We start from the raw sequence: 25,604 nt of genomic DNA, 5'->3' as shown, positions 1-25,604 counted from the left end.
CGCAGCGACGATGCGAGAGGATGAGGACAGCGATGGACGAGTTGAACGGGCGCATGATGGCTTGCCAGATCCTGGTCACCGGGTTGATCGCGCGCGTCGCCAACGAGCAGCGTGACCCGCTGCGCTTTCTCACTGACTTCCGCGAGGAGATCAAAGCGGTCGTCAACGGCGTCAATATCGCCGGCCTCGAGAACAGCGACCGCGTCCGGCAGGTCGCGCAGCGGACCATCGACGAGCTGTTCTCGCTGATGAAGCCACCAAGCGCCGAATGATTGGAGAGGCGCCTTGGCATTAGTTCATAACGACTATTAGAACGCTTAAAAACTACAGATTAGAACGATTTCAAACCACAGATTAGAATCGCTTTGAATTGGGGCGATTCAAGCGGACTGTGGCGCTCGTCGCATTGATAAAAAAAGTCGCGCTCGATAACCGAAAGAGACAGTTCGTCGCACCGTGATTTCGCGAACGGATTTGGTTTTCTGGGGGCGTGCAAGAAATGAGCAATGTGAGAGCGCCGAGATCGCTGCGCTTCGATGCGGCGATCCGTTCGATTGATGATACCAGTTATTCCTCCACGAAGGTCTCCGCGGTCGCGAGCTTGATCGCGGTGGCGTCGTTCTCGGGGGCCGAAGCGCAGCAATCCAACCTGCCGCCGGTGAATGTGGATGCGCCGGTCGCGCGCCCGCGGCCCGTCACGTCAAAGCCCACATCGGACCAGGTCCGCGCCCGCAACGCGCTGCGCCGCGCCGCGCGCCGCAGCAACCAACAGGCCCAGCAGGCGCCGGTGCCGTTTCCCAACGCCGGCGGTCTTCCCGCTGACCGCGACCGCTACGCCGATCCGGCCGCGCCGTACAAGGGCGACCGCTTGCAGGCATCCGGCAAGTATCCCGAGCCGATCCTGAACACGCCGAAGTCGGTCACGGTGCTGACCAAGGACGTGCTCGAAGACAAGAACGCTACCTCGCTGAAATCGGCGATCCTGTCGACGGCCGGCGTCACGCTCGGTACGGGTGAGGGCGGCAATGCGTTCGGCGACCGCTTCTTCATCCGCGGCTTCGACGCGCGCAACGATATCTTCATCGACGGCGTGCGCGACGCCGGTGTCAGCGTCCGCGAGAACTTCTTCACCGAGCAGGTCGAGATCCTGCGCGGCCCCGGCTCGTCCTTTGCAGGCCGCGGCACCACCGGCGGCGCGATCAACATCGTCACCAAGCAGGCGACAACGGAGAACAGCTTCTACAATATGGACACTTCGTTCGGCACCGATCGCACCAAGCGGGTGACGCTCGATGTCAATCAGGTGATCAGCCCGACGCTGGCGATCCGCGCCGGCGGTCTGTTCCAGGATGCCGGCGTCGCCGGCCGCAGCTATGTCACCGACAATCGCGACGGCGCGTTCGTGGCCGGAACGTGGAAGCCGGTCGATGCGGTAAAGATCAGCGGCAACTACATCCACACCGAACTCACCGGTATCCCGGATTTCGGCGTGCCTTACTACCGGCCGAGCACCGCGAGCACGGCAGGCGGCCCGTTCCCGGACTTCGGCGTCAACCGCAATAATTTCTACGGCTTCGTCAATCGCGACTTCTTTCGGACCGGGCAGGACATCGGCACGATCAATGCCGAGGTGCAGATCACGCCGGACCTGACGATCAGCAACAAGATCCGGGAATCGCGTTCGACCCAGAACTACATTGGCACGCTGCCGGAATCGCCGACGCTGGCCGCAGGCGCTCCGTTCACGAGCTATACGCTCACGGCCAATCCGCAAAGCCGCTACCAGGTCACCGACGTGTTCGCCAACCAGACCGAGGCGACCTACAAGTCGGTCGACGGTCTCGGGTTCAAGCACACGACGACGGCCGGCATCGAATACGACAACGAGCGGTCTTCGATCGACAGCTACACCGGCCTGGCCTCCGAGATAACGACCGGCACATCGTCTTTCACGGGGAGCGGCTCGCTCTCCGGCATCAGCGTCTTCAACCCGCAATACACGAACATCCCGTTTACGGGCAGCCCGGGCCTCAGCGGCAGGCCGACCAAGATTGGGATCGACACCGTGAGCGGATACGTCATGGATTCCGCCAACTACAACGACTTCGTCATCCTCAATGGTGGCGTCCGCTATGACGACTACACCATCAAGACCAGCGGCTATGGTACGGTCAATGGTGTCGCGAACGTCTTCGGTCAGCAACAGCAAGACTACGGCATGCCGAACTTCAACCTCGGCGTGACGCTCAAGCCGTTGCCGAACGGGAGCGTCTATGCCGCCTATGCCACGTCATCCAATCCCGTCGGCGCGGAGTTCGACGGCACGAGCATTCAGTATGGTGGCATCGCGCCGGTTCTCAACGGCAATCCAAACCAGATCTTCGGGCCGGAGAAAAACAAGGCGATTGAAGTCGGCACCAAGTGGGAGTTGTTCGATCGTCATTTGCTGGTTACGGCGGCGCTGTTCCAGACTGAGAAGGAGAACGCGCGCGAATCCATGAACGTCACCGCGGCGACTGCAACGGCCGCATGTCCCTATCCGGCTGGTACGACCGGAACTATCTCCTGCATCAGCGCCGGCGCGGCCTATCGCATCCGCGGCATCGATCTCGGAGTGGGCGGCAAGATCACCGACAAGTGGAGCGTGTTCGGCGGCCTCGTGTTAATGCAGTCGGAGGTGACCAAATCGAATATTCCGCCAGCTAACACGATTCTGTACACTTCGAACGTTGGCTTGCCGCTCGCCAACGTGGCGCATCAGTCGTTCAGCATGCTCTCGAAATATCAGCTGACCGACATGTGGGAGATCGGCGGGCAAGCGGTGTATCGCTCCAAGATGTACGGCGGCACCTTCCTCGCGGCAAACCAGGGCACGTCGATCCCGAGCTATTGGCGCTTCGACGCCTTTGCCGAGGCCAAGATCGACAAGCACTGGACCATGAAGCTGTTCGTCAACAACATCTTCGACAAGCGCTACTACGACGCGCTGTACCAGAGCGCAGCACCGTTCGTGCTCGAAGCGCCGGGACGCGCTGCGTATCTGGTTGTGTCTGCGCGTTACTGACGGAGGCTTCGCGGCACAAGATGCTGGTCTGTATTCCCAACGTATTGAGCAAGGTTGATGTGGCGGACTTTCGCCGCATCATCGATGCCGGCGATTGGGAGGACGGCCGCTCGACCGCGGGTGCTGCGTCCGCGATGGTCAAGCGCAACGAGCAGCTGCCGCCCGACAGCGAGGTCGCGCGGCAGCTCGGCAACCGGATCCTGTCGGCGCTGTCGGCAAGCCCCCGGTTCATCTCGGCGGCGATCCCGCTTAGAATCTTTCCACCCCTGTTCAACCGCTATGCCGCAAGCGACGGGCACCATTTCGGCCTGCATGTCGATAATGCGGTGCGAGGCGACAGACTGACGGGCTTGCGGATCCGCACCGACCTGTCGGTCACGCTGTTTTTATCGGAGCCGGAAGAGTACGATGGCGGCGAGCTCGTCATCGAGGACCTTTACGGATCCCATGAAATCAAGCTGCCGGCAGGCGATCTCGTCGTTTATCCTGCGTCCAGCTTGCATCTGGTCACGCCGATCACGCGGGGGACCCGGGTAGCGTCTTTTTTCTGGCTGCAGAGCATGGTACGGGATGCCCACGCGCGCAGCCTGATCTTTGATCTCGATACTGCGATCCAGGCTCTGGTGGAGCGGCTGGGCCGCGATGACCCTGAAACGGTCAAATTGACCGGGATTTATCACAACCTGATCCGTCACTGGGCTGAAGTGTAACTGATGATGACATTCAAGTTCCCCGCTGCATCCGCCATGATCGCCTCGCTGGCGATGCTGATGCTGGCCGCGCCGTCTTCGGCGCAGCAGCAAACGGCGCCTGCCGCGCAGCCCGCGCCCGTAACCCGGGCCCAGTCCGCGCCCGTGGCCCAACCGCCGGCTGCGCAGGCCCAGCCAGCGGCAGCTGCCCAGACCGCGCCGGTGGCCCAGCCGGCGCCCGCGGCGCCGCAAGCCCAAGTCCCGCCAACTCAGGCTCAGGCCGCGCCGGCACCTACCGCGGCGGCTCCGGCACCGACGGCGCTCGATGCTTCGCCGGCCGCGCCCGCGAACGGCGACGGCAAGGTGCTGAAGTCGACCAGCACCGGTCTGCACGAATTGTCGCCGTGGAACATGTTCCTGAACGCCGACATCATCGTGAAGGCGGTGATGCTCGGTCTCGCTTTCGCGTCGCTCGTCACCTGGACGGTGTTCATCGCCAAGATGGTCGAGCTGACCGTGGCGCAGAGCAAGCTGCGCAGCGCGCTCGCCAAGATCGCTGAATCGCGGTCGCTGGCGGAAGCGCAGTTCGCACTCGGCGCCAAGGGCAGCGTGCTGTCGTCGTTCATTGCGGCTGCGATGCGCGAGGGACGACTGTCGGCGGGCATCTCGAGCGACGCCGGCATCAAGGAGCGCGCGGCATCGAGCTTTGCCGAAATCGTGCGCGCCGAGGCCCGCAAGATCCGCGTCGGCACGGGACTGCTCGCGACCATCGGCGCGACGTCACCCTTCGTCGGCCTGTTCGGCACGGTCTGGGGCATCATGAACAGCTTCATCGGCATTTCGAAGTCGCAGACGACGAACCTTGCCGTGGTGGCGCCGGGCATCGCGGAAGCGCTACTCGCAACCGCGATCGGCCTCGTCGCGGCGATCCCGGCAGTCATCATCTACAACCATTTTTCGCGCGTCACGAAGGTCTATCTCGAGCTCGTCAACCGCGCCTCGGGCGCTGCGGGACGACTCCTGTCGCGCGACCTCGATCGCACCCATGGCGACGTTCCGCACACCGCGCATCCGCGCGCCGCGGCGGCGGAGTAGGCGATGGCAGTCTCGATCTCCGAGAACGATGGCGATGACGATTTCGAGGAATCCCACGAGATCAACGTCACGCCGTTCATCGACGTGATGCTGGTGCTGCTGATCATCTTCATGGTGGCGGCGCCGCTCTCGACCGTCGACCTGCCGATCGATCTGCCGACCTCCAGCGCAACGCCACAGAAGAAGCCGGACAAGCCGACCTATGTCAGCATCAAGCCGGACCTGACGCTGGCGATCGGGGAAAACGCGGTGAAGCGCGCCGACCTGGTCAATTCGCTCGATGCGGTGCCCGACATGAGCAGGGACAAGTACGTGTTCCTGCGGGCCGATCGCATGGTGCCCTATGGCGAGCTGATGGGCGTGATGGAGCTCTTGCGCTCCGGCGGCTACACGCATGTCAAACTGGTTGCGCTCGAGGGTGTTCCGGGAGCGTCCGCACCGGCGCAGGCCGAGCCGGCCAAACCCTGACGGCGAACAGCGATGACCACCGACCCCGATTTTGACCTGCGGACGTCGAAGCGGCTCTGGGTGATCGCCGCGGTGACGGCGGTCGGGCTGCATCTGGGCGGCGCGGCGCTGGCGCTGACGAATTTGCGCGGCGATGACGGCGACGAGGGGCTTGGTGCCGCCGGCGCGGAATACGCCGTCGAGCTTGCCTCTCCGGATGTGCCCGATGATGCGGCACCGCCCGGCGCGCCGGCTGACGAGCAGCAGGCCGTGCAGGAGATGGCGCAGCAGAAGGCAGAGGTGAAGGACACCGACCTGCCTCAGGCCAAGCCGATGGAGGCCGACGACCCCGATCGCATCGTGACGGAGGACACCGCCAAGAAGCAGAAGGAGGACGAGGTCAAGGTCGCCAAGGTCGAGACCAACGCCCAGGAAGCGCAGCAGGCTTCAGAAGCGGCTGCGCCAACCAAGCTGGAGGACGCGCGTCAGTCGGAGACGACGAAGGCGCCCAATCCCGGGATCGGCAAGGACAAGCTCGCGCTGACGGCCAAATGGGGCAAGAAGATCAGCGCCTATCTCGACCTGCACAAGAAGTTCCCGGAGAACGTCAAGGCCAAGGAGGGCAAGGTGAAGCTTGCCCTGGTGCTCAATCGTCTCGGCAAGGTCTTGTCCGTTGCGGTGATGGAAACGTCGGGAGATGCCGCGTTCGACGACGCCGCGGTCTCGATGGTCCACCGTTCCGATCCGGTGCCTGCGCCGCCGGCTGGACTGACCGAGGACCAATTCTCCTTCACCCTTCCCGTTACTTTCAACAAGCCGAAGAAGTAGCCGTTGTCATTCCGGGGCGCGACAAAGTTCGCGAGCCCGGAATCCATTGTGCCGCATGCTCGGCGGATCGATGAACTCCGGGCGCTCGTATCGCGAGGCCCGGAATGACGGCGTCTCAGCTCTTCTTCACCAGCGGGCAGGCGCTCTTCTCGAGCGGCAGGAAGGCTTCGTCCGCGGGGATGGTCGCCACCAGCTTGTAATAGTCCCACGGATATTTCGACTCCGACGGCTTCTTCACCTCGAACAGATAGGCGGGGTGGATCTTGCGGCCGTCGACCCGGATCGACCCCTTGCCGAACAGCGGATCGTCGGTCGGCAGCTCCTTCATCTTGGCGACGACGGCGCGGCCGTCATGCGGATTGCCGCCGAGCGCTTCCAATGCCTTGAAGTAATGGATCAGCGAGGAATAGACGCCGGCCTGCACCATGGTCGGCGGGTTCTTCTTGAAGCGCTCCATGAAACGCTTGGTGAAGGCGCGGGTCTGATCGTTCATGTCCCAGTAGAATGTCTCGGTGAAGTTCAGGCCTTGCGCGACGTTGAGGCCGAGCGCGTTGATGTCGGTAATGAACAGCAGCATGCCCGCAAGCCTCTGGCCGCCCGAGACGATACCGAATTCGGCGGCCTGCTTGATTGCGTTGGTGGTGTCGCCGCCGGCATTGGCAAGACCGACGATCTTGGCTTTCGAGCTTTGCGCCTGCAGCAGGAAGGACGAGAAGTCTGCGTTGTTGAGCGGGTGCTTGACGCTGCCGAGCACCTTGCCGCCGTTCGCAGTGACGACCGCCGAGGTGTCGCGCTCGAGTGCCTGGCCGAACGCATAGTCCGCGGTGAGGAAGAACCAGCTGTCGCCGCCGGATTTCACCAGCGCCTTGCCGGTGCCGTTGGCGAGCATGTAGGTGTCGTAGACCCAGTGCACCGTGTTCGGTGAGCACTGCGCGCCCGTGAGGTCGGACGAGGCGGAGCCCGAGTTGAGGTTGACAACGTTCTTGTCCTTGGCGAGGTTGGCGATCGCGAGCCCGACATTGGAGGCGGCGAGATCGACGAACACGTCGACCTTCTCGACATCGATCCACTGCTTGCCGATGTTGACCGCGACGTCGGGCTTGTTCTGGTGATCGGCCGAGATCAGGTCGATCTTCCAGCCCTTCGCCAGCAGCCCGGAATCCTCGATCGCCATCTGCGCCGCCACCGTCGAGCCGGGACCGCCGATGTCCTGATAGAGACCGGACTGATCGCCGAGGGCGCCGACCTTGGCGACCTTGTCCATCGTCTGCGCCGATGCGCTGCCGGCAAACACGAGGCTCGTGGTCATCACCAAGGCTGTCTTGACCGAGGCTGCATTGGAACGCTTCATCTTTCCTCCAGTATGATTTTTGTTTTTGAGTTCCTTATTATGCCCGGCATCGAGCGCATCGCCTAGGGCACAGGCGCGATCGATCGCGCGCGATATTCCACGCTGCGGCGATTGAGCGGCCCGAGCGGGATGACTTTTCTTCGAATCATCATCCCGCTCCATCTTTTTGTTTTGAGCATGATCCTTTCGGAAAACCGATACACACTTTTCCGGATCATGCTCCGGTGACGCGCGACTGGACGCCGCAGCGTCCGTGCGCAGATGATGAAAGCGAGGGATGGCTTGCAGCGCGGACCGCTCTATTTCCAGTAGTAGCGGATCGCGACGTAGACCACGACGAGGCAGGCGAAGATCAGCGCCACCGGCATCGGACGCTTGGCGTTCGGGGCAGCGGCGGCCGCCTTCTTGGCGGGCAGGCGGCGGAACGCGGTGACGTTGCCAGTGTCGGCGGCCGGTTCGCGCGAGCGTGCCGGAACCTCGGGCGCTTTGCCGGCGCCGCCCATCTCCGCATAGTAGGTGCGATACATCTCCTGGATCGTCGCCTCGCTGGCCTCGCCGTCGCTCATCTGGTCCAGCAGCTTCTTGTGGATGGCGAGGAAATTCTGCGCCTCGGGCGGCAGGGCGGAGGCGCCGTTCAGCTTGGCCATCATCTTCCAGGTTGCAAAGTCGGCGCGCGCGCGGGTGTCGGCGCGTCGTGCAATCAGCATATCGGCAGCTTTGATCACCATGGCCTCGAAGCGTTCCCGTTCCTGCGCGTGAGTAGGAAGATTGGGTTCCGATGTTCCGATCGGGTCATCCGCAAATCAAGGCTATGTGTTTCCGGTAATAAGGAGAAGGGCGTTGATTACATAGCCGGTCAGAGTTCGCAGTATCGTTGAAATAACATCAAGATTTAGGCCGATCTGCTTGCCGATCACGGGCAGCAGGATCAATAGCCCGATCAGGATCAGCATGCCGTAGGGCTCCAGCCGGGCGAGCGGGATCGCCAGCGGCCGCGGCAGCAGCCCGACCGCGACCCGGCCGCCATCCAGCGGCGGAATCGGCATCATGTTGAAGATCGCGAGCACGATGTTGATCAGGAAGGCGTTTTTCAGATTATCCGCGGTCCATTTTGCCGCATCTGCGGGAACCAATGGCAGCGCGTGGAATGCCAGCGCCGCTGCGGTTGCCAGGATGATGTTGGTGACCGGGCCGGCCAGCGCCACCCACACCATGTCGAGCTTGGGATGGTTGAGGTTGCGGAAGTTCACCGGCACCGGCTTGGCGTAGCCGAACAGGAACGGCGAATGCGCGAACAGCAGCATCGCGGGCAGGATGAGCGTGCCGAACGGATCGATATGCTTCAGCGGATTGAAGCTGACGCGGCCGAGCTTCCAGGCGGTGTCGTCGCCGAGCCGGTGCGCGACGAAGCCGTGCGCCGCTTCGTGAAACGTGATGGCGATCACCAGCGGCAGCACCCAGACGGAGACGTCGTAGAGGGAAATGTTCAATGGCGTGCCGCCTCGGGTTCGTTTGGACCGGACCCTCAGGCTAGCACGGATTCGCGGACGGCCTTGCGGGCGCGTGGTCGTGGGTCAGTGTGTATCCGGCGCGACCGCGCGTGCCTGTTGCGGCTGGGTCGTCGCGATCCAGATGCCGGCAAACACGGTGACGATGCCGGCCATCAGATTCCAGCTCAGCGGCTCGCCGAGCAGGGCCGCGCCGACCAGCGAGGCGGCGATCGGATTGACGGTGACTGATACGGCCACCCGGGTCGGCGTCGTCCGCTCCAGCGCGAAGGCCCAGAGATAGAAGGTGAGTGCTGCACCGAACGCGCCGAGATAGGTCGCGCCGAACCATTGCGGCGCACCGAACCCGGCAACCGGCGCGAAACTGCCGCGCAGTAGCGAGGCAACAATGAGGACCACGGCACCGGCCGCCATGGCGAGCGTGGTGAAGGGGATCGGGCCGGAGCGGCGGATATAGGGCTTCGACCAGGTGCTGTAGAGCGCCATGCACAGTGCGGCTGCGACCATCAACAGATCTCCGCGCCAGGCGCCGGGCGGGGCCGTGGCGAGGCCGGAGAGCAGCGCCATCGAGACGCCGAGGATCGTGACCAGCACGCCTGTGGTCTTTCGCGCGGTGAGCGGCTCGGCGCCGAGCGCAGCGGCAACCAGCATGGTCAGCAACGGCAGCGTCGATAGCGCGAGCGCACCGCGCGCTGCGGTGGTGAAGATCAGCGAAGCATTGAACAGGATTGGAAACGCCGCAAAGAACAGCAGGCCGAGGCCGGCGACGCCAGGCCAGTCGCGTCGCGGCGGCCAGCTTCCACGCTGCAGCAGCGCCAGCGGCAGCAACAGCAGGACGCCGATGCCGAAGCGGAACGCGCCGATCGCCAGCGGATCGATGGCGCCGACCAGAAACCGCGTCGCCCCGATCGAGGTTCCGCCGAGCGCACTCGACGCCACCGCGGCCAACACCCCCCAGATCTCACCCATCCCGCTTCGATCCCTCTGTTTTGCTTGCGCAATCTAGGGAACGGCCGATAATCAATGAATGGAATAAAGTTGATCAACCAAATCACGGATTGTGATGAGCGCGCCAGTCCTGGACCCGGATCTGTTGCAAGCCTTTGTCGCGGTGGCGGATCATCGCTCCTTCACCCGCGCCGCTGCGGCGCTGAACCGGACCCAATCCGCCGTCAGCATGCAGGTGAAGCGGCTGGAAGAGCGGCTGCAGGCCGAGCTGTTTCACCGCAGCACGTCCAGTGTCGACCTGAGCGCGGCCGGCGAGGGGCTAATCGGTTACGCCCGCCGCATTCTGAGCCTCAATGCGGAGGCGGTCGGCCGCGTGCGTGAGCATGGCACCGGCGGGCGGGTACGCCTTGGCGTGATGGACGATTACGGGACGCTGCTCGTCCCGCCGCTGCTCAAGGAGTTCATCGCCAACTATCCGCTGATCCATGTCGAGATGGAGACCGGGCTGACATCGTCGATGACGGACCGGCTCGGCGAAGCCTTTGACCTCGTGATCGCGATGCATCCCGAGGGGCGGGGTGAGGGCGAGTTGCTGCGCACTGAGCAGGCGGTGTGGGCTGCGAGCGCCACGCATCGGGTCGAGGAGCTCGACCCGCTGCCGGTTGCGCTCTATCCGCAGGGCTGCCTGTTCCGAAGCTGGGCGATGCAGGCACTGGACCAGGCGAGCCGGCCGTGGCGGCTCGCCTTTGTCAGCCACAGCCTGTCCGCGGTCGAGGCGATCGCGGCGCAGGGTCTTGCCGTAACCGTGGTCAAGTCGGGTACCTTTCCGCCGACGCTGCGCCGCCTGACCACGCGCGACGGCATGCCGCGGTTGCCGCGGGCAGAGATTCGCCTGCACCGCGCGCCGAACCTCGCGCGGGCGGCGTCATTGCTCGCAGATCATCTCGTCACCGCGCTTCGGCAGCCGGCGAGGCGAGGGGGTTAGCACGTCGCCCGCTCGCCGGAGATGTCGAACACCGCGCCGGTTGAGAACGTGCAATCTCAGGTTTGGCAGCAATCCGGACCACAGCCGCGCGGTGGTCGCGACTTGGATCGCCGCCGCCGTCGCCGAAGAGTCAATCCGGTCAGAAAGAATTGCCTCAATTGCGGCCGTTCGCCCAACAGTTTTAGTGGAAGCTACGATCTTCCATATTCTCGTTAGCGTTGTATTAGACCGTACGCGGCCAAATTGCTTCCCGCGAAGAATGCAAAGTCGGCTATGAACTCGGAAGCGCTGAGGGGCTGCCAATTGACGGCGATCGAGGCAAGCGAGAGGTTGGTCGAAAGCGATCGCGAGAGATGGACGACCGATCCTGCCGGCCAAGCTGTCTACTATCCCTTTGGCCCGGCAGCGAGCGGCTACATTGTCGCCGACGACGCGCGCGAGCGTGCTCTAAAGGAGGCAGACAGGTACTTCAAAGCGCAAGTGAGCCGAATGGGCTGGCTGATATCGGGAGTGCTGATATTTGCACTTACCATAGCGAATTCATCCATCGACCTCGGCACTAACCATCCAATCCTGACGTTCTTCGGCCTCGGCATGTATGCCGGCTTGCTGCAGCTCGCCGCCTGGCGATGGCGTCAACCGGTGCTGGGTCCGCTTCTCCAAGGCTTGCCACGGGTACCTCCGGTTGCCTCAAGTCGCAGAGCGCTCACCTTCGTGGTGTGTGCATTCCCCGTCCTGCTAGCGGTCATTTATCTTGCACTTCGATTATACGATTTGCAGCTCGACGCAGAAGATGCGAAGACCGGCACGCTTGGCTTCTATCCCAGCATTTCGCTCTATTTGTTGGGCGGCGGCGCGTTCATTCTGTTGCCTGTGTTCGCATGGACCAAGACATCAGAAGTCGGTATCAAAACAAGAGAGATCGTGTGCTTACTTCTTTTGGCTCTTGTTCCCCTTGGCTGCATCGGGGGGGCCGTCTGGAATTTTTGCGATCCACAACCGAGCATCATCCTGTCGCGCGAAGGTCTGGATTGCGACGGAAAGCGAGTGCTTTGGGCCGATATCAGAAATCTTGACCTCCGCGAAAAATCGGCATGGGTCAAATTCGCTCCGCACGGAGCGGCGTCGGCGGCTCCATCGACCGCGGTCTGCCGCCTCCGTGGCCTTAACGTTCCCTTCACCCAGGTGTTCGAGGCGATGAGATCGCATTGGCGAACCGCACACCCGACGCCGGCAATCGTGCCGAAATCGTAGGATAGGCGGGTACCTTGCCAAGGTCTCTCAGTAGGTCGCCCGTCCGCCGGAGATGTCGAACACCGCGCCGGTCGAGAACGCGCAATCCTCCGACGCCAGCCATGCCACCATCGCGGCGAGCTCCTCGACCTGCACGAAGCGGGCCTTCGGAATCTTCGACAGCATGAAGTCGATGTGCGCTTGCGTCATCTGGTCGAAGATCGCGGTCTTCGCCGCGGCTGGCGTCACCGCGTTGACCAGGATGTCGTGCTGCGCGAGCTCCTTGCCGAGCGATTTCGTCAGTGCGATCAGGCCGGCCTTCGACGACGAATAGTGCGCGGCGTTCGGATTGCCTTCCTTGCCGGCGACCGAGGCGATGTTGACGATGCGGCCGTATTTCTGGCCGATCATGGTCGGCACGATCGCCTTGCAGCAGATGAAGGGACCCTCGAGATTGATGCGCATCACCCTGCGCCAATCGTCGAGATCGGTTTCCCAGACCGGCTTGTTGGCTCCGGTGATACCGGCGTTGTTGACGAGGATGTCGATCTTGCCGAATGCCCGCAGCGTCTGATCGCGTGCGGCGTCGACCGCGGCCGGGTCGGTGACATCAGTCTTGACCGCGATCACGTTCTCGCCGATCGCCCTGGCGGTCTTCTCGGCCAGCGGCTGGTCGAAGTCCCAGATCGCGACCCTGGCGCCGGATGCGACGAAGCGCTCGGTGATGGCGCGGCCGAAGCCTTGCGCGCCGCCGGTGACGACGGCGCAGCGGCCGTTGAGATCGATCTTGTTCATTGCTGAATGCCTTTGATCGGGGGCGTCAGAGCATGAAGCCGCCGTCGACGACCATGTCGACGCCGGTGGTGAATGCGGCTTCGTCGCTCGCGAGATAGACCGCCATCGCCGCGATTTCCTCGGCGGTGCCGAGCCGGCCCATCTTCTGGCGGGCGACGAACTTCTCGCGTCCGTCCGGGCCCGCGGCAGCTGCGCGCTCCAGCATCGATGGCGTTTCCACGGTGCCCGGGCAGATGCTGTTGCAGCGGATGCCCTGGGTAATGAAGTCGAGCGCAACTGCGCGCGTCAGCAGTGAAACCGCCGCCTTCGACGCGCTGTAGACGTAGCGGTTGGCCGGCGGCCGCAACGCCGCGCAGGACGAGATGTTGACGATGCTGCCGCCTCCGCCTTCCAGCATCGCCGGCAGAAACGCCTTGATGGTCCGGTGCATGGATTTGACGTTGAGGTCGAACGAAAAGTCGAAGTCTTCGTCGGAGCACTCCAGAATGGTACCGTGATGCACGAAGCCTGCCGCATTGAGCAGGATGTCGATCTTGCCGACGCGCTTGGCGAAGCCGTTGACGTCTGCGGTGCTGCGAACGTCGAGCCGGGCGGTCTCGGCGACGCCTTCCTTGCCGAGCGTGGCGATCCCGCTCTCGTTGATGTCGGTGGCGATCACGGTCGCGCCTTCGCGCGCGAACGCCACGGCGCATGCGCGCCCGATGCCTGCCGCCGCGGCGGTGACGACGGCGCGCTTTCCCTTCAGTCGATTGGACATGCGTTTCTTCCTTCGGTTCTCGTATGTTTCTTGCTGTCATGCGCGGGCTTGACCCGCGCATCCATCTTTCGAAGAGCGATGGATTGCCGGGTCAAGCCCGGCAATGACGGTCTTGCGGATCAGTGATTATCCCGCGCCACGCCGACCTTGCCGGCAATGTCGTGGTAGCGGGTCGCGAGCTCGAGGCAGGCGCCGGTCGCGTGCTGGCCGACGGTCTGGCGGTAGAGCTCCTGCCACGGCGTCTGGTTGGTCGGGTGCGGGAAGCCGCCCTTGGCCTTCAGCTCGGCGCGGCGGGTGCGCAGCTCATCCTCCGAGATCATGATGTTGGCGCTGCCCTTGTTGAGGTCGATGCGCACCTTGTCGCCGGTCTTGAGGATCGCGAGCCCGCCGTCCGCGGCAGCCTCCGGCGAGGCATTGAGGATCGAGGGCGAGCCCGAGGTGCCGGACTGCCTTCCGTCGCCGATGCAGGGCAGGGACAGGATGCCGCGTTTGATCAGCGCCGCCGGCGGCTGCATGTTCACGACCTCGGCGCCGCCGGGATAGCCGATCGGGCCGGTGCCGCGGACGAACAGCACGCAGTGCTCGTCGATGTCGAGCGCGGGATCCTCGATCCGGGCGTGATAGTCCTCCGGGCCCTCGAACACGATGGCGCGGCCCTCGAAGGCGTTGAGGTCCTTCGGGTTGGACAGATAGCGGTCGCGGAATTCCTTCGAGATCACGCTGGTCTTCATGATCGCGGAATCAAAGAGATTGCCGCGCAGCACGAGGAAGCCGGCGTCTTTCACCAGCGGCTTGTCGTAACCCCAGATCACGTCGCCGTCGGGCTTCGGCGCTTCCTTGCAATTCTCGCCCATGGTGCGGCCGTTGACGGTGAGGGCGCCTTCGTGGATGCGCTTGTGCTTGATCAGCTCGCGCACCACCGAGGGCACGCCGCCGGCGCGGTGGTATTCCTCGCCGAGATAGAAGCCGGCCGGCTGCATGTTCACCAGCAGCGGCACGTCATGGCCGTATTTCTGCCAGTCGTCGATCGACAGCTCGACGCCGACATGGCGCGCCAGCGCATTGATGTGGATCGGCGCATTGGTCGAGCCGCCGATCGCGGAGTTGACCACGATGCAGTTCTCGAACGCCTCGCGGGTCAGGAAGTCGGACGGCTTGAGGTCTTCCCAGACCATGTCGACGATACGCTTGCCGGTCTCGTAGGCGATCTGGCCACGCTCGCGATAGGGTGCCGGGATCGCCGCGCAGCCGGGCAGCGAGAAGCCGAGCGCCTCCGCGAGCGAGTTCATGGTGGAGGCGGTGCCCATGGTGTTGCAATGGCCGACCGAGGGCGCCGAAGAAGCCACGATCTCGATGAACTGCTCATAGTCGATCTCGCCCGCGGCGAGTCGCTCGCGCGCCTTCCACACCACGGTGCCGGAGCCGGTGCGCTGGCCCTCGTGCCAGCCGTTCAGCATCGGGCCGCCCGACAGCACGATCGCCGGCAGGTTGACGGTCGCCGCCGCCATCATGCAGGCCGGGGTGGTCTTGTCGCAGCCGGTGGTCAGCACCACGCCGTCGAGCGGATAGCCGAACAGGATCTCGACCAGGCCGAGATAGGCGAGGTTGCGGTCGAGCGCCGCGGTCGGGCGCTTGCCGGTCTCCTGGATCGGATGGGTCGGAAACTCCATCGCGATGCCGCCGGCGGCGCGGATGCCCTCGCGGACGCGGTGGGCGAGTTCGAGATGGTGCCGGTTGCAGGGCGACAGGTCGTTGCCGGTCTGGGCGATGCCGATGATCGGCTTGCCCGACTGCAATTCCTCGCGCGTCAGGCCGTAATTGAGATAGCGCTCGAGATAGAGCGCGGTCATGCCCGGATTGTGCGGGTTGTCGAACCATTCCTGGGAGCGGAGCCGGCGGCCCTTACCCTTGTTGGTCTCGCCTGCGGCGCTGTGCCCGTTGGTGTGGGGTTTTGTCATTGGTTTCTCCCGCAATGCATATTCTTGATACGCCCATTCAAGGGCTCTGGTTCAACGTGTTCTACCTTGTGCAAATCGTCGCGCACTACAAACCTCGACGATCACGCACAGGTGTTTCACTGGATGGATTGGACCTTAGTTGAAGGGACTTGGTTGCGCTATCATTTTGTCATTTTTCGTGTCCCTTGTGACGGGCTGGTGTCGGGAGGATGTCAGCTGCGCCGCGCAGAGCTCTGCCGTTCCATGACGCTGAAGCCGAGATCGACGACGGGCTCGGCGGGCCGGCGCCCTTCCAGCGTTTCGATCACCATCATGGCAGCGTTTCTGCCCATTTCGTAGCGGTTGGTGCGCACGCTGCTCAGCGTCGGCTCGCTCGACGCCATGAATTCGAGGTCGTTGAAACCGACGATCGCCATCTGCTCCGGCACCGCCATGTGCCGGCGCTTGCATTCGAACAGTGCGCCGAGCGCAAGGTCGTCATTGACGCAGAACACCGCGTCGATGTCCGGCGCCTTGGCGAGCAGGTCGGCAAGCAACGTCCCGCCCAGCGTCACCGAGGTCGGAATCGCCGTGGTGACAATGATCTGCGGATCGAACAGCGCAGCATCGCTCATCGCGGCGCGATAGCCGTCAAGCCGGCGCTGCACCCGCGGATCCATCCGCGCGCCGAGGAAGCCGATCCGCCGGTAGCCCTGTGCAAGCAGATGGCCGATTGCCGCTCTTGCGGCGTCAAAATGCGAGAATCCGATCATCATGTCGATCGGGGAGGGACCGGTCTCCATGATCTGGACGATCGGGCAATCGACAGTCTCCATAATGGCCCGTGAATCGGCAGTCTGGTTGATTCCGGTGACGATGAGACCAGCCGGCTTTTGTGCCAGAAAAAGACGCAGCAGGCGCTCTTCCTGCAGGATGCTGTAGCGGGTGTTGGCGAGCTGAATGCTGTAGCGGCTGCCGTCGAGCGCGTCATAGATGCCGCGCAGCACGTCGGAGAATACGTTGTTGGTCAGCGACGGGATCAGGACACCGATCACCTCGGTACGCTGCGACGCAAGCGCGCGTGCCGCGAGATTGGGCACATAGCCGAGCTCTTTTGCCGCACTTTCGACCCGGGCGCGTTTGCCGGCCGAGAGCGCTTCCGGATTCCTGAAGAAGCGTGAGGCCGTAATCGGGCTGACGCCGGCGAGCTTCGCAACTTCGGCGAGCCGTATCTTGCCTGGCATGATGCGCTTTGGGGCCATTTGCCGCTGATACCACGACGTTCGTCGCAGACAAACCGATATTGACAGCGCTACCAAGCGATTGCTAATCGAACGATTGCCAAAACCGGATAAACTGCGGACAATAAACTCAGTCCAACAGAGCCGCGCACCCAGCGTGGTCGGAACATAACAAAGCGGTGGCGGCACTCGTCGTATGCCGTCGGGAATTTGAGGAGGGAAGTGGATGTCGTCGGTCCAGATTCGCGACGTGCGGAAATCGTTCGGCAATTTTGAAGTCCTGCACGGCGTGTCGATCCCGATCGAGGACGGCGAATTCGTCGTTCTGGTCGGCCCCTCCGGCTGCGGCAAGTCGACCCTGCTGCGCATGCTGGCGGGGCTCGAGAACATCACCTCCGGCACGATCTCGATCGGCGACCGCGTCGTCAACAATGTCCAGCCCAAAGAGCGCGACATTGCGATGGTGTTCCAGAACTACGCGCTCTACCCGCATATGACGGTCGCCGACAACATGGGCTTCTCGCTCAAGCTGCGCGGCGCCAAGCCCGAGGAAATCTCGACCGGCGTCAAGCGCGCCGCGGAAATTCTGGCGCTGACCCCGTTGCTCGACCGCTATCCCCGCCAGCTCTCCGGCGGCCAGCGCCAGCGCGTCGCAATGGGCCGCGCGATCGTGCGCGATCCGCAGGTGTTCCTGTTCGACGAGCCGCTGTCGAACCTCGACGCCAAGCTGCGCGTTGCGATGCGCACCGAGATCAAGGAGCTGCACCAGCGGCTGCGTACGACGACCGTCTACGTCACCCACGACCAGATCGAGGCCATGACCATGGCCGACAAGATCGTGGTGATGCATGACGGCATCGTCGAGCAGATGGGCTCGCCGCTCGAGCTCTACGACACGCCGGCGAACCAGTTCGTCGCCGGCTTCATCGGCTCGCCGGCGATGAATTTCCTCAAGGGGAGTGTGAAGGCGAACGGCGCTGCCTATTTCGAGGGGCCGAACGGCGTTAAATTGCCGTTGAAATCGGCGCCGGCCAACTCCGACGGCAAGCCCGCCGTCTACGGCGTGCGGCCCGAGCATTTCACCATCGCCGATGACGGCGCCGAGGCCGAGATCGTGGTGGTCGAGCCGACCGGCTCGGAGACCCAGGTGTTCGCCAAGCTCGGCGGCGAGCAGGTCGTCGCCGTGTTCCGCGAGCGCCATCTGTTCAACCCGGGCGACAAGGTTCGGCTCAAGCCGGATCCTGCGCTGGTCCATCTGTTCGACGATTCGACGGGGAAACGACTGAATAGCTGACGCCGACCGCACATCTCGTCCGTGTATCATTTCGACCGGGATTTCGGCCGCGGCTGCAGGCGGCAGGGATCATTTCTGAACAACAACCAAAAATCGGGAGAGAATTGCCAATGTCCATGTTCAACACTGACCGCCGTTCGCTGCTCAAGGGCGGCGCCACGATGCTGGCTGCCGCGGCGACGATGTCGAGCGATCAGCTGCTCGGCTATGCCAAGGCCTGGGCGCAGACGTCGCAATGGAAGCCGGAGCCGGGCGCCAAGATCAACCTGCTGCGCTGGAAGCGCTTTGTGGAAGCCGAGGACGTGGCCTTCATGAAGATCGTCGATGCCTTCCAGAAGGCCAACAACATCACGATCAACGTCTCCAACGAATCCTACGACGATATCCAGCCCAAGGCGTCGGTCGCGGCCAATACGGGGCAGGGCCTCGACATGGTATGGGGCCTCTATTCGTTGCCGTTCCTGTTCCCGAGCAAGTGCGTCGACGTCACTGACGTCGCCGATTATCTCGGCAAGAAGTGCGGTGGCTGGGCCGATTCCGGCAAGGCGTACGGCATGCTGAACGGGAAGTGGATCGGAATTCCGGTCGCGGCCACCGGCGGCCTCGTCAACTATCGCGTCGCCGCCATGGAAAAGGCCGGCCACAAGGAGTTCCCGAAGGATCTCGCCGGCTTCGCGGATCTCGTGAAGGGCATGAACAAGAACGGCACCCCGGCCGGCATGGCGCTTGGCCACGCCTCGGGCGATGCCAACGGCTGGCTGCATTGGGCGCTGTGGGCGCATGGCGGCAAGCTGATCGACAAGGACAACAAGGTCGTCGTCAATTCGCCGGAAACCGCGAAGTCGCTCGAATACGTCAAGGGCCTCTACGACAATTTCGTGCCCGGGACCGCGTCTTGGAACGACAGCTCCAACAACAAGGCGTTCCTCGCCGGGCAGCTTCATCTCACCGTGAACGGCATTTCGATCTACGTCACGGCGAAGAAGGAGAATCCGCAGATCGCCGAAGACATGAATCATGCCCACCTGCCGGCCGGTCTCGACGGCAAGACACGGGAGCTGCATCTCGGCTTCCCGATCCTGATCTTCAGCTTCTCGAAGTATCCGCAGGCTTGCAAGGCGTTCACCGCCTTCATGCTGGAGCAGGATCAGTTCAATCCGTGGATCGAAGCGGCGCAGGGCTATCTGTCGCACTTCCTGCTCGACTACGACAAGAATCCTGTCTGGACGGCCGACCCGAAGACGACGCCCTATCGAAGCGTGGCTCAGACCGCGTCGACCCCGGCGGGCGAGGCGCAGATGAGCGAGAACGCGGCCGCCGCGATCGCCGACTTTGTCGTGGTCGACATGTTTGCGAACTACTGCACCGGACGTGAGGATGTGAAGACCGCGATGGCCTCGGCCGAACGCGCGGCCAAGCGCATCTTCCGCTAGGTGACAGCCGGCGCGGGAAGCCGCGCCGGCTCCGGTCCATGAGCGATCTGAGGTGACGTACGGCAAATTGGTCGCGCGTCACCGCATGATTCGGAGTTGAGAGCGAATGAGCACTGTCCAGACATCGATGCCGGCGCAAGCCGTCGCGGCAGGCGAGCCGTCGTTTTGGTCGCGGCTCAGCGGAAACCGCAATTGGGCGGCATTCTGGTTCATGTTGCCGACGGCGGCGTTCCTGATCCTGTTTCTGGCCTATCCGCTGGGCCTCGGCGTCTGGATGAGCTTCACCGACGAGCGCATCGGGCGCGCCGGCGCCTTTGTCGGTATCGAGAACTACCAGTGGCTCTGGGATGACTCGATCTTCTGGCTGTCGGTGTTCAACACCTTGTTCTACACGCTGATCGCAAGCGCCATCAAATTCGCGATCGGGCTCTATCTCGCACTGCTCTTGAACCGGCACATGCCGTTCAAGGCGGTGATCCGGTCGATCGTGCTGATCCCGTTCATCGTGCCGACCGTGCTGTCGGCAATCGCGTTCTGGTGGATCTACGACTCGCAGTTCTCGATCATCTCCTGGTCGCTGATCAAGCTCGGTGTGATTCACAGCAACATCAACTTCCTCGGCGACACCGAGTGGGCGCGGGCGAGCGTGATCTTCGCCAATGTCTGGCGCGGCGTTCCGTTCGTGGCGATCACGCTGTTGGCCGGCCTGCAGACGGTCTCGCCGTCGCTCTATGAGGCCGCCACGCTCGACGGCGCCACCAGCTGGCAGCGCTTTCGCTTCATCACCTATCCGTTGCTCACCCCGATCATCGCCGTCGTGATGACGTTCTCGGTGCTGTTCACCTTTACCGACTTCCAGTTGATCTGGGCGCTGACCCGCGGCGGCCCGGTCAACGCGACCCACCTGATGGCGACGCTGAGCTATCAGCGCGGCATCATCAGCGGGCGGCTCGGCGAGGGCGCCGCGATCGCCACCGCGATGATTCCTTTCCTGGTGGCGGCTATCGCCATCTCCTGGTTCGGAATGCAGCGCCGCAAATGGCAGCAAGGATCGAACAATGACTGATTCAACCTTGCAATCGAAGGCCGCGACCGCCAACACCGGCGATGACACCGAAGGCATGAGCTACCTGGAGTCGCTGCCGCGGCGCCTGGTTACGCTTTATCTGCCGCTGTTCATCATCCTCGTGGTGCTACTGTTCCCGTTCTACTGGATGGTGCTGACGTCCATCAAACCGGACGAACAGCTCATCGACATGGAAAAGTTCAACCCGTTCTGGGTGGTTCATCCGACCTTCAAGCACATCAGCAAGCTGCTGTTTGAGACCCAGTATCCGCGCTGGCTCTGGAATACGATGTACGTCGCGGTCGGCGCGACGTTCCTTTCGATCGTCGCTAGCGTGCTGTCGGCCTATGCGATCACGCGGCTGCGCTTCAAGGGCGCGGAGGCCGTCGGCGTTCTGATCTTCTTCGCATATCTGGTGCCGCCCTCGATCCTGTTCATCCCGCTGGCCTCGGTGATCCAGGCCTATGGGCTGTTCGATTCGCCGCTGTCGCTGATCCTGGTCTATCCGACGCTGCTGATCCCGTTCTCGACGTGGCTGCTGATGGGCTATTTCAAGACCATCCCCTACGAGCTCGAGGAGTGCGCGCTCATCGACGGCGCGTCGCGCTGGCAGATCCTGGTCAAGATCATCGTGCCGCTGGCGGTGCCCGGCCTGATCTCCGCCTTTATTTTCTCGTTCACTCTGTGCTGGAACGAGTTCATCTATGCGCTGACATTCCTGCAATCGACGCCGAACAAGACGGTACCGGTTGCCATCGTCAACGAATTCGTCGACGGCGATATCTACAAATGGGGATCGCTGATGGCTGGGGCGCTGGTCGGCTCATTGCCGCTGGTTATTCTTTACGCCTTCTTCGTTGAGCATTATGTCTCGGCGATGACGGGTGCCGTGAAGGAATAGGCGCGCAAGGCCCGCATCTGAATTCGAACAAGAGAAGAAAAGGAGCAGGGTCGTGCACATTCTGATTCTGGGCGCCGCCGGCATGGTCGGCCGCAAGTTGACCGAGCGTCTGTTGCGTGAGGGCCGTCTCGGCAAGCAGGACATCAGCAGGATGACCCTGCAGGACGTGGTCGCGCCGGCCAAGCCCGCCAACGCCTCGATCCCGGTCAATGTCGTCGCATCCGATTTCGCCGATGTCGGCGCCGCGGCGCCCCTGATCGCCGAGCGGCCCGACGTGATCTTCCATCTCGCCGCGATCGTCTCGGGCGAGGCGGAGGCCGAGTTCGACAAGGGCTACCGGATCAATCTCGATGGCACCCGCTACCTGATCGACGCGATCCGCGCCGTCGGCGGCGGCTACAAGCCGCGGCTGGTGTTCACCTCCTCGATCGCGGTGTTCGGCGCGCCGTTCCCTGAGAATATCGGCGACGAGTTCTTCCATACGCCGCTGACGAGCTACGGCACGCAGAAGTCGATTTGCGAGCTGCTGATCAACGATTACACCCGCAAGGGCCTGCTCGACGGGATCTCGATCCGCCTGCCGACGATCTGCGTGCGTCCGGGCAAGCCGAACAAGGCGGCGTCCGGCTTCTTCTCCAACATCATCCGCGAGCCGCTGGCGGGCGAGGAGGCTGTGCTGCCGGTGTCGGAGGACGTGCGGCACTGGCACGCCTCGCCGAAATCGGCGGTCGGCTTCCTGGTTCACGCCGGCACGATGGATCTCAACGCGATGGGGCCGCGGCGCAATCTCAGCATGCCCGGGATGTCCGTCAGCGTCGGCGAGCAGATCGCCTCGCTTGAGCGCGTTGCCGGCAAGAACGTCACCGCGCGGATCAAGCGGGTGCCCGATCCGACCATCATCGGCATCGTCTCGGGCTGGCCGCGCGATTTCGCCACCGAGCGCGCGCTGAAGCTCGGCTTCACCACCGCCGAGAAGACGTTCGACGACATCATCCGCATCCACATCGAGGACGAGCTGGGCGGTAAGTTCGCCGCCTAGCTCCGCTCAGGCACGCGGGTCTTGGCATGACAAGGGTCGCCAGCATCGGCGAATGCATGATCGAGTTGCGCCAGGCTCCGGGCGGCCAGCCCGGAGGCCTGTATTCGCGCTCCTATGGCGGCGACACACTCAACACCGCCGTCTATCTGTCCCGGCTCGGCGTCCACATCGATTATGTCACCGCGCTCGGCGATGATGTGCTGAGCGATGAGATGATCGCGGGTTGGGCGAGCGAAGGCATCGGCACCAAGCATGTCGCGCGATTGGCAGGCAAGCTGCCCGGGCTCTATCTGATCCAGACCGACGACAAGGGCGAGCGGCGCTTCTTCCACTGGCGCGACAGCGCCGCCGCGCGCGAGCTGATGGACCTGCCCGAGACGGCCGACATCCTGAACTCGCTCGCGACCTACGACATCGTCTATCTGTCGGCGATCACGCTCTCGATCCTGCGCGAGGATGGACGGGAACGGCTGCTGGCGGCGCTGAAGCGCGCGCGGCTGCTGGGCACGCGGTTTGCGTTCGACACCAATTTCCGCGCCCGCGGCTGGCCGGACCTGGCACTTGCACGGAAGGTCTTCAGCAGCGCGTTCGAGACCGCCGATATCGTGCTTGCCTCGACCGAGGATCTGGCGCCGCTCTATCCCGGCGAGAGCAACACCGCGCTGCTTGCCGGCATCTCGAGCCCCGAGGTCGTGCTGAAGCTTGCCGAGCCCGCCTGCATCGTGCGTTCGGCCGGGGGAACGCGCGAGGTGAGAGCGGAACCGCTGCCGAAGCCGGTGGTCGATACCACGGCGGCCGGCGACAGTTTTGCCGCGGCCTATCTCGCCGCGCGGCTCGGCGGCGCCGAGCCTGAGGAGGCGGCGCGCGCCGGCCATCGTCTGGCCGGCGTCGTGGTGTGCTATCCCGGTGCGATCATTCCACGCTACGCCATGCCGCCGAAGAAGGCGCCTCGTCCCCCACCATCCCGCAAGGCCTCGCAATGACAACGACATCGAAGCAGGACCGGATCGCCGAGCTGATCCGCCAGGCCACCGTGATCCCGGTGCTGACCATCGAGCGGCTTGCCGACGCAGTGCCGCTCGCCAGGGCGCTGGTCGCGGGCGGCGTGCGAACGCTCGAGGTGACGCTGCGGACGGCGGTCGCGGTCGATGCGGCCAAGGCCATCATCGCCGAGGTGCCCGATGCGGTGGTCGGGATCGGCACAATCCTCAATGGTGACGATCTGGCGCGCGCCGAGGCGCTCGGCGCCAAATTCGGCATCAGCCCGGGCGCGACGCCCGAGTTATTGAAGGCGGTGGCTGCCAGCGGGCTGCCCTTCGCGCCGGGGATCGCGACTGCCTCCGAGCTGATGCAGGCACTCGCGCACGGCTTCGACGTCGTCAAATTCTTCCCCGCCGAGCAGGCCGGCGGTATCAAGGCACTGCGGGCCCTGGCCGGTCCATTCCCGAACGTCAGGGTCTGCCCGACCGGCGGCATCGGTGAGGCCAATGCGGCAACCTGGCTTGCCGAGCCCAATGTGCTGGCGGTCGGCGGTTCCTGGCTGTGCCCGGCGGCCGATATCCGCGCCGGCAACTGGGCGGGCATAACCGCCATGTGCGCGAAGGCGATGAAAACGCTGAAAGCCGCCTAGAACTCCGTTCCGATAGGAACGGGGTTCTAGATTCTGGTTTTGACGCGTTTTCTTTACGCGAACCGGTATCCACTTCGCTCGAAAACGCTCTCGAGATACGCTACATAACTCCCGAACGGGAACAGGGAGATACGACCATGACAGCAGCCAGCATTGTGGGTTGGGCGCACACGCCATTCGGAAAATTTGACGCAGAGACCGTCGAAAGCCTTGTCGTCAAGGTCGCCAACGAGGCGCTCGCCGATGCCGGCATTGCCGCGTCCGATGTCGACGAGATCATGCTCGGCCATTTCAACGCCGGCTTCTCGCCGCAGGATTTTACGGCGTCACTGGTGCTGCAGGCCAATCCGGCGCTGCGCTTCAAGCCGACCACCCGCGTCGAGAACGCCTGCGCCACCGGATCGGCCGCGGTGCACCAGGGCATTCGCGCCATCGAGGCGGGTGCTGCGAAGATCGTGCTGGTCGTCGGCGTCGAGCAGATGACGCGGACGCCGGGTCCGGAGATCGGCAAAAACCTGCTGAAGGCGTCGTATCTGCCTGAGGACGGCGACACGGTCGGCGGCTTCGCCGGCGTGTTCGGCAAGATCGCGCAGGCCTATTTCCAGAAATACGGCGACCAGTCGGATGCGCTGGCGATGATCGCCGCCAAGAACCACAAGAACGGCGTCGCCAACCCCTATGCGCAGATGCGCAAGGACTTCGGCTTCGAGTTCTGCCGCGCCGAGAGCGAAAAGAACCCGTTCGTCGCCGGTCCCTTGAAGCGCACCGATTGCTCGCTGGTCTCGGACGGTGCCGCCGCGTTGGTGTTGACCGATGCCGAGACCGCCAAGACCATGGGCAAGGCGGTGAACATCCGCGCCACCGCCCATGCGCAGGATTTCCTGCCGATGTCGAAGCGCGACATCCTGCAGTTCGAAGGCTGCACCACCGCCTGGCAGCGCGCGCTGCAGAAGGCCGGTCTGCAGCTCTCCGATCTGTCCTTTGTCGAGACCCATGACTGCTTCACGGTCGCCGAGCTGATCGAATATGAAGCGATGGGCCTGACGCCGAAGGGGCAGGGCGCGCGCGCGATCATGGAAGGCTGGACCCAGAAGGACGGCAAGCTGCCGGTCAATCCGTCCGGCGGCCTCAAGGCCAAGGGCCATCCGATCGGCGCCACCGGCGTCTCCATGCATGTGATGAGCGCGATGCAGCTCGCCGGGCAGGCGCCCGAGGGCATGCAGCTCAAGAACCCGCAGATCGGCGGCATCTTCAACATGGGCGGCGCTGCGGTCGCCAACTACGTCTCGATCCTCGAGCCGGCGAAGTAGGCCACATTCTCTCCATTCGTCATGGCCGGGCTTGACCCGGCCATCCACGTCTT

General features: G+C 63.6%; 24 protein-coding genes. 16 read left to right on the top strand and 8 right to left on the bottom strand.

Annotation, left to right across the window (positions count from 1 at the left end; translation table 11 throughout):
- Positions 1-32 precede the first annotated feature (32 nt).
- From Q0030_RS06855 to Q0030_RS06830, 6 genes are all read left to right on the top strand, one after another.
- Positions 33-272 (top strand): hypothetical protein, encoded by a 240-nt coding sequence (locus Q0030_RS06855; protein WP_298364436.1) that lies wholly within the window; start codon positions 33-35, stop codon positions 270-272.
- Between the two features lie 227 nt (positions 273-499).
- The gene (locus tag Q0030_RS06850) at positions 500-3,064 is read left to right on the top strand and encodes a TonB-dependent receptor (protein ID WP_298364434.1); all 2,565 of its coding nucleotides are present in this window, start codon (positions 500-502) and stop codon (positions 3,062-3,064) included.
- A gap of 20 nt (positions 3,065-3,084) precedes the next feature.
- Entirely contained in the window at positions 3,085-3,774 is a 690-nt protein-coding gene (locus tag Q0030_RS06845; RefSeq protein ID WP_298364432.1) for a Fe2+-dependent dioxygenase, read from the top strand.
- A 3-nt stretch (positions 3,775-3,777) separates the two neighbouring features.
- A complete protein-coding gene (gene exbB, locus Q0030_RS06840; protein ID WP_298364430.1) occupies positions 3,778-4,848 on the top strand; it encodes a tonB-system energizer ExbB in 1,071 nt (356 codons plus the stop codon).
- A gap of 3 nt (positions 4,849-4,851) precedes the next feature.
- Positions 4,852-5,316: a TonB system transport protein ExbD gene (exbD, locus tag Q0030_RS06835; RefSeq protein WP_298364427.1), complete on the top strand. Its 465-nt coding sequence runs from the start codon at positions 4,852-4,854 to the stop codon at positions 5,314-5,316.
- 12 nt (positions 5,317-5,328) lie between these two features.
- The gene (locus tag Q0030_RS06830) at positions 5,329-6,123 is read left to right on the top strand and encodes a TonB family protein (protein WP_298364424.1); all 795 of its coding nucleotides are present in this window, start codon (positions 5,329-5,331) and stop codon (positions 6,121-6,123) included.
- Between the two features lie 115 nt (positions 6,124-6,238).
- Here the strand turns inward: Q0030_RS06830 and Q0030_RS06825 are convergent, their stop codons facing one another.
- The 4 genes from Q0030_RS06825 to Q0030_RS06810 all read right to left on the bottom strand — a co-directional run bounded on the left by Q0030_RS06825 (position 6,239) and on the right by Q0030_RS06810 (position 9,951).
- The gene (locus Q0030_RS06825; RefSeq protein ID WP_298364420.1) at positions 6,239-7,474 is read right to left on the bottom strand and encodes an ABC transporter substrate-binding protein; all 1,236 of its coding nucleotides are present in this window, start codon (positions 7,472-7,474) and stop codon (positions 6,239-6,241) included.
- A gap of 299 nt (positions 7,475-7,773) precedes the next feature.
- Positions 7,774-8,181, bottom strand: coding sequence for a hypothetical protein (locus Q0030_RS06820; RefSeq protein ID WP_298364611.1), 408 nt, complete (start codon positions 8,179-8,181; stop codon positions 7,774-7,776).
- 102 nt (positions 8,182-8,283) lie between these two features.
- Complete coding sequence (locus tag Q0030_RS06815; protein ID WP_298364411.1) at positions 8,284-8,964, bottom strand: site-2 protease family protein; 681 nt, start codon at positions 8,962-8,964, stop codon at positions 8,284-8,286.
- 84 nt (positions 8,965-9,048) lie between these two features.
- Positions 9,049-9,951 carry a DMT family transporter gene (locus Q0030_RS06810; protein ID WP_298364407.1) on the bottom strand — a complete coding sequence of 301 codons (903 nt, stop codon included), beginning with the start codon at positions 9,949-9,951 and terminating at the stop codon, positions 9,049-9,051.
- Positions 9,952-10,045: 94 nt separating this feature from the next.
- Here Q0030_RS06810 and Q0030_RS06805 point away from each other — a divergent pair, with 94 nt between their 5' ends.
- The gene (locus Q0030_RS06805; protein WP_298364404.1) at positions 10,046-10,915 is read left to right on the top strand and encodes a LysR substrate-binding domain-containing protein; all 870 of its coding nucleotides are present in this window, start codon (positions 10,046-10,048) and stop codon (positions 10,913-10,915) included.
- Between the two features lie 303 nt (positions 10,916-11,218).
- Positions 11,219-12,169: a hypothetical protein gene (locus Q0030_RS06800; protein WP_298364399.1), complete on the top strand. Its 951-nt coding sequence runs from the start codon at positions 11,219-11,221 to the stop codon at positions 12,167-12,169.
- Positions 12,170-12,196: 27 nt separating this feature from the next.
- On the opposite strand, the gene Q0030_RS06795 is transcribed toward Q0030_RS06800, so the two are convergent.
- From Q0030_RS06795 to Q0030_RS06780, 4 genes are all read right to left on the bottom strand, one after another.
- A complete protein-coding gene (locus Q0030_RS06795; protein ID WP_298364396.1) occupies positions 12,197-12,943 on the bottom strand; it encodes an SDR family NAD(P)-dependent oxidoreductase in 747 nt (248 codons plus the stop codon).
- A gap of 25 nt (positions 12,944-12,968) precedes the next feature.
- Positions 12,969-13,700 carry an SDR family oxidoreductase gene (locus Q0030_RS06790; protein WP_298364393.1) on the bottom strand — a complete coding sequence of 244 codons (732 nt, stop codon included), beginning with the start codon at positions 13,698-13,700 and terminating at the stop codon, positions 12,969-12,971.
- A 119-nt stretch (positions 13,701-13,819) separates the two neighbouring features.
- Positions 13,820-15,658 (bottom strand): IlvD/Edd family dehydratase, encoded by a 1,839-nt coding sequence (locus Q0030_RS06785; RefSeq protein WP_298364390.1) that lies wholly within the window; start codon positions 15,656-15,658, stop codon positions 13,820-13,822.
- A gap of 212 nt (positions 15,659-15,870) precedes the next feature.
- On the bottom strand, positions 15,871-16,899 hold the full coding sequence (locus tag Q0030_RS06780; protein WP_298364387.1) for a LacI family DNA-binding transcriptional regulator: 1,029 nt from the start codon (positions 16,897-16,899) through the stop codon (positions 15,871-15,873).
- Positions 16,900-17,104: 205 nt separating this feature from the next.
- Between Q0030_RS06780 and ugpC the strand changes: the two genes are divergently transcribed.
- The 8 genes from ugpC to Q0030_RS06740 all read left to right on the top strand — a co-directional run bounded on the left by ugpC (position 17,105) and on the right by Q0030_RS06740 (position 25,551).
- Positions 17,105-18,172, top strand: a complete 1,068-nt coding sequence (gene ugpC, locus Q0030_RS06775) for a sn-glycerol-3-phosphate ABC transporter ATP-binding protein UgpC (protein ID WP_298364385.1) — start codon at positions 17,105-17,107, stop codon at positions 18,170-18,172.
- 110 nt (positions 18,173-18,282) lie between these two features.
- Positions 18,283-19,605 carry an ABC transporter substrate-binding protein gene (locus Q0030_RS06770; RefSeq protein ID WP_298364382.1) on the top strand — a complete coding sequence of 441 codons (1,323 nt, stop codon included), beginning with the start codon at positions 18,283-18,285 and terminating at the stop codon, positions 19,603-19,605.
- 106 nt (positions 19,606-19,711) lie between these two features.
- Entirely contained in the window at positions 19,712-20,671 is a 960-nt protein-coding gene (locus Q0030_RS06765; RefSeq protein WP_298364380.1) for a sugar ABC transporter permease, read from the top strand.
- Entirely contained in the window at positions 20,664-21,572 is a 909-nt protein-coding gene (locus tag Q0030_RS06760) for a carbohydrate ABC transporter permease (protein ID WP_298364377.1), read from the top strand. The genes Q0030_RS06765 and Q0030_RS06760 overlap by 8 nt, the downstream gene beginning before the upstream one ends.
- A gap of 52 nt (positions 21,573-21,624) precedes the next feature.
- Positions 21,625-22,611: a D-erythronate dehydrogenase gene (gene denD / locus Q0030_RS06755; protein WP_298364375.1), complete on the top strand. Its 987-nt coding sequence runs from the start codon at positions 21,625-21,627 to the stop codon at positions 22,609-22,611.
- 26 nt (positions 22,612-22,637) lie between these two features.
- Complete coding sequence (locus Q0030_RS06750; RefSeq protein ID WP_298364372.1) at positions 22,638-23,594, top strand: sugar kinase; 957 nt, start codon at positions 22,638-22,640, stop codon at positions 23,592-23,594.
- The gene (gene eda / locus Q0030_RS06745) at positions 23,591-24,241 is read left to right on the top strand and encodes a bifunctional 4-hydroxy-2-oxoglutarate aldolase/2-dehydro-3-deoxy-phosphogluconate aldolase (RefSeq protein WP_298364368.1); all 651 of its coding nucleotides are present in this window, start codon (positions 23,591-23,593) and stop codon (positions 24,239-24,241) included. The genes Q0030_RS06750 and eda overlap by 4 nt, the downstream gene beginning before the upstream one ends.
- A gap of 137 nt (positions 24,242-24,378) precedes the next feature.
- The gene (locus Q0030_RS06740) at positions 24,379-25,551 is read left to right on the top strand and encodes an acetyl-CoA acetyltransferase (RefSeq protein ID WP_298364365.1); all 1,173 of its coding nucleotides are present in this window, start codon (positions 24,379-24,381) and stop codon (positions 25,549-25,551) included.
- Positions 25,552-25,604 lie beyond the last annotated feature (53 nt).

It is taken from the genome of uncultured Bradyrhizobium sp. (assembly GCF_947648125.1).
Lineage (GTDB): Bacteria > Pseudomonadota > Alphaproteobacteria > Rhizobiales > Xanthobacteraceae > Bradyrhizobium.
The sequence above is the reverse complement of the archived record's forward strand: the minus strand, read 5'-3'. Positions and strand labels throughout refer to the sequence as shown.